At 42.0% G+C, this 4,578-nt stretch carries 5 protein-coding genes; 1 reads left to right on the top strand and 4 read right to left on the bottom strand.

From position 1 onward, the window contains the following. Positions 1 to 76 precede the first annotated feature (76 nt). Together AC33VI_RS12505 and AC33VI_RS12500 are read right to left on the bottom strand one after the other, a co-directional pair. Positions 77 to 1,213, bottom strand: coding sequence for a glycosyltransferase (locus tag AC33VI_RS12505; protein ID WP_491782598.1), 1,137 nt, complete (start codon positions 1,211 to 1,213; stop codon positions 77 to 79). Positions 1,214 to 1,368: 155 nt separating this feature from the next. After that, positions 1,369 to 1,749, bottom strand: a complete 381-nt coding sequence (locus tag AC33VI_RS12500) for a DUF423 domain-containing protein (protein ID WP_491782599.1) — start codon at positions 1,747 to 1,749, stop codon at positions 1,369 to 1,371. Between the two features lie 165 nt (positions 1,750 to 1,914). Here AC33VI_RS12500 and AC33VI_RS12495 point away from each other — a divergent pair, with 165 nt between their 5' ends. Continuing rightward, entirely contained in the window at positions 1,915 to 2,796 is an 882-nt protein-coding gene (locus AC33VI_RS12495) for an amino acid ABC transporter substrate-binding protein (RefSeq protein WP_491782597.1), read from the top strand. 14 nt (positions 2,797 to 2,810) lie between these two features. Here AC33VI_RS12495 and AC33VI_RS12490 read toward each other — a convergent pair whose 3' ends face one another. Then, entirely contained in the window at positions 2,811 to 3,689 is an 879-nt protein-coding gene (locus AC33VI_RS12490; protein ID WP_491782596.1) for a carbohydrate ABC transporter permease, read from the bottom strand. Between the two features lie 27 nt (positions 3,690 to 3,716). Continuing rightward, the coding region (locus AC33VI_RS12485; protein WP_491782595.1) for an ABC transporter substrate-binding protein at positions 3,717 to 4,578 on the bottom strand (862 nt) is incomplete at its 5' end.

Raw genomic sequence — 4,578 nt, 5'->3', positions numbered from 1 at the left:
CTTTTGAAATCGGCAAATTCTTTTTTGTTGGAGGCTCGCGTTAATTTAATCGAGCGATCGCCAGACTCTCATTGAATCAAGCAGCAGAGGGCAGCTCGTAGCTAGCATCGAGAACATTACGATAATAACTTTGTAGCTGGCGAGTAGCAGCAGCCCAGCCCCATCTTTCTGCTTCTTGGCGAGCATTGGTACGTAATTCTTCTCTAATTGCCGTAGCTTCTAACAAAGACTTAGTGGCAGTAATTGCACCATCTGGATCGCTTGGTTCAAATAGATAGCCATTAACGCCATCGGTTACAATATCGGGAATTCCGCCAGATCTGGCAGCAACTACGGGACAACCAGCAGCCATAGCTTCCAGTAAAACTAAACCCAAAGTTTCCGTGCGGGAAGGAAAGACAAAGGCATCAGCAGAGGCATAGGCAGCGGCTAATTCTAATCCTTGGAGATAGCCGACAAAATTGGTTTTTGTTCCTGCAAAATGGGCTTCTAATGCTTCTCTATTAGGACCATCGCCCACAATTGCCAGACGAGCGTTGGGAATCGCTTTTAATACGGGTTTGATTTGGTCGATTTGCTTTTCTGCGGAGACTCGACCCACATAAAGTAATAAAGGATCTTCAGGATGTCCTTGGGATAGGCGCGATCGCATTTGCACCGAAGCTAGATGGGGCTGGAACATTTCTGTATCGACTCCTCTTTGCCACAAGTCCACTCGTTCGATGCCGTGATTTTCTAGTTCTTTGACCATCGCGCTAGAAGTGCAAAGATTTAGTCTAGCTTGATTGTGAGCGGCTTTTAGTAGTTCCCATAATAAGCCTTCTAACGCACCCAAACCATAATGCTGTAGGTATTGAGGTAAGTGGGTGTGATAGGAAGCCACTAAGGGTATATTCATGGTTTTAGCATAGTAGATGCCTCCTACCCCCAAAAAAGCAGGATTGACTACATGAATTAAATCGGGTTGAAATTCTTCCAGGGCATTTTTCGTACCAATGGGAGGTAATGCTAATTTTAGTTCGGGATACAAAGGAAGGGGCATTCCTGGTACGCCGTATACTTTTGCTCCTTTATATTCTGTCAAACCCCCTTCGGGCGCAACGACCAAAACGCGATCGCCATTGCGTTCTAAATGTTCGATAGTATGACGGAGACGAGTTACAATGCCATCGACTTTGGGCAGAAATGTTTCAGTAAAAAGAGCAATACGCATAGGATTTTAATTAAAAATTCGATCTTTAAATAGCTGTTCGGGACTAACTTTTAGTTATTAGCTGCAAAATGACAATACAAGTAAGATTTTACCCTTCTCTTCGGCATATTTGGCTTGTTTGACTCATAATCATCGCTTAATTTAGTTTTAAACTTTTAATATTTCCAATTCAATGCCGCAACCGCCAAGCAAGCCCAACCAGCAATATACGCTGCACCACCAAGAGGAGCGATCGCGCCCAGGATTTTGATGCCACTTAAGCTGAGAGCGTACAAACTACCTGAAAAAAGAATTGTTCCTGCAATAAAAGCACATCCTGCAATAGTTAGAGGAGTCGATCCATCAGACATACGGCTTAACAGCAATGCTACTAAAATTAAAGCTAAGGCGTGATACATCTGATATTTTGTACCAGTTTGCCAAATTTCTAAAGCGCGATCGCTCAATTGGTCTTTTAAGCCATGACTGGCAAATGCTCCTAAGATTACGGAAATACCCCCGAGGAAAGCTGCGATCGCTAAGAAAATTCGAGCCACGATATTTTTACCTGTTGCACTATTCAAAAATCATAATATTTTTTAGAAAATTGTTAAATAAAAACGATCGAACTGGTCAATTGAGGATTTTTAACGTGACACTATAACGAACTTTGATTAAAGACTAATAAGATAAATATGTTGCGGTACTTAAGAGCAAAAGTAATGGGAATTGCAGTTATAAGTTGTAGTTTATTAGTTTTGCCCAGTCCGAGTGTCATTGCCGAAACAGTATTAGAAAAAATCGAACGTACGGGAAAACTCACCGCAGGAACGAGTAAAGATGCTTTACCCTTCGCCTATCGCAACGAAGCAGGGGAGTTAGTGGGCTATTCGATTGATATTTTGCAGTTGATTGTCGAAGGGTTGGAGTCGGAATTAGAACGAGAAATTGAATTGGAATTAGTGGCATTAGAACCCAAAGAGCGCATTCCTGAATTAATTGATGGGGACGTAGATATTGTTTGCGATGCGAGTAGTTTTACTTGGGAAAGAGATCGCCTAGTTGATTTTTCGTTTAGTTATAGTTCTACGGGGACTAGATTGCTAACTATAAAAGGTAATGATTTTTGGTCTGCTGAATCATTGAAAGGAAAACGCATCGGTGCGATCGCTCAAACTACTAACGAACAAAGTATTAGACTCGCCCAACCCGAAGCGGAAATAATTATTTATCAAGATCGTTCGTCTGGCTATCAAGCTTTGCAAGGAGGAGAAATTGATGCTTTTGCTGATGATGGCATTTTGTTAGAGAGTTGGCTGCACAATAATGCAGATCGTCAGAATTATCAAATTGTGGGAGATTTTTCGCGGGAAGGTATTGCTTGTATGGTGGCAGAAAATAATTCTCAGTTGCTCAATATTGTTAACTATCGTTTGGTGGAGTTTATGGAAGGGGTTTTAGCTGGGGAAGCAGAATATGTAGGAATTTTCGAGCGATGGTTTGGGGCAGAAGGAGCATTACCCTTAACTCAAGATCTGAGAAGTATTGCGATCGATAATATGCAGTTATTGATTGATTTTACCGAACAAATTCGCGGCGATTAAAAACTAAAGACAATTTATATTCTGACTTTCTTTAACAGTAATGAAGTAATGCCCACAGCCAGAATCAATAGCATAAAAGTTATGACAACTAAAGCCGCGCCATAGCCAAAATCAAGATAGCGCATAATTGTGGAATAGATATAAATTGAAACTGTCTCGGTAGTACCCGCAGGACCACCACCCGTCATTACCTGTACTAAATCGAAGACTCCAAACGCTTGAGCGAATCTAAATAATAGGGCAATTAAAATTTGAGGCATTAATAGAGGCAAAGTAATTTGATAAAAACTTTGCCAGGGAGTTGCCCCATCCATCTTGTGTGCTTCGTACAGGTCTCCAGAGATAGATTGCAATCCTGCCAAGAGAATGATGCTAATAAAAGGGGTAGTCTTCCAAACATCAGCCACTACTAAAGCTACCATCGCCAAACCAGGAGTACCCAGCCAATTGATTCCCGTATCGATCGCGCCTAAACGACCTAAAATATCATTAACTACTCCATATTGGTCGTTAAAAATCCACGCCCAAGCCAACCCCATAACCGCAGTAGGTAACGCCCAAGGAATTATGGCAACAGTTCTAACTATACCCCGACCGAAAAAGGATTTATTCAATACTAAAGCTACCCCTAAGCCTATTAGCAACTCCAAACTGACGCTAGCTGCGGTAAAAACAGAAGTATTAAATATACTCTGCCAAAATCTACCGTCTCCTAACATCCTTTGATAGTTACTCAACCCCACAAAGACTGGTTGTAATTGAGTACCTAAGTTTTCGGCAAACCAACTTAAGTAAAAAGCTCGAACAATAGGATAGACAAACACCAAACCCATAATTACTAAAGCTGGAATGACTAACAGCCAACCCGTTATTTTTTCTTGTTTATTAATCATTTACTTGATTATTAATCTTTGATTTTTTTATCTTTTCAATAAACTCCTAGTTTCCCTTGCAGCAGTTTCCATGGCTTGTTCTGGAGTCATTTTACTGGTGATTGCCGCACTAAGATAACGCTGAAGAATATCGGAGGCTTGAGCGTATTGAGAAATAGGCGGGCGCAATGCGGAACTTTGGACTACTTCTAATAATTTGGGATAGTGACTATATTTAGTAACGATCGCCTTATCGTTAAACAATACAGTTCGACTGGGAACAAAACCCGTTGCTAAAATAAATTCCCGTTGTGATGCTTCGCTACTGAGAAATTTCATTACCTCCCAAGTAGCATCGGGATGTTTGCTGCTTGTGGCAATACCCAAACCCCAGCCTCCAAGAGTCGCACCACTGGGAAAACCCGCAGCACTGACCATTGGTTTGATACTATACTTCCCTGCTATGGGAGAATCTAAAGCCAAACTATAAACATAGGGCCAATTGCGTAAAAAAGCTGCCTTGCCATTTTGAAACAATAAACGAGTTTCTTCTTCGGCATAGGTAGTCACCCCAGGCGGGGAAACATTAAGAGCGATCGCTTTACTTAAAAACTTGACTGCTGCAATCGCTTCAGGACGGTCCAGTCCCACTTCCAGGGTATCGGGGTTGACCCAAAAAGCACCATTACCCTGCAAGATCTCCACAAACATTGCCGCCAATCCTTCGTACTGTTTGCCCTGCCAGACATAGCCCCAGTCGATTGCCCCTTGCTGTTGTAAGTCTTGGGAAATTTCCAGCAATTGCTCGAAGGTTTCGGGAGGTTCGTATCCTGCTTGTTCTAGCAAGTCTTGTCGGTAGTAAAGCATTCCCGCATCGGAACGAAACGGAAGACGATACAGTTTGTTTTCG

The organism is Waterburya sp. (assembly GCF_058530065.1).
Note: the sequence above shows the minus strand (reverse complement) of the source record. Positions and strands in the feature narration are given on the sequence as shown.

Bases quoted from the DNA above. Each gene is read 5' to 3' on its own strand.
- AC33VI_RS12505 (WP_491782598.1), bottom strand. From the start codon at position 1,213: ATGCGTATTGCTCTTTTTACTGAAACATTTCTGCCCAAAGTCGATGGC.
- AC33VI_RS12495 (WP_491782597.1), top strand. From the start codon at position 1,915: ATGGGAATTGCAGTTATAAGTTGTAGTTTATTAGTTTTGCCCAGTCCG.
- AC33VI_RS12490 (WP_491782596.1), bottom strand. From the start codon at position 3,689: ATGATTAATAAACAAGAAAAAATAACGGGTTGGCTGTTAGTCATTCCA.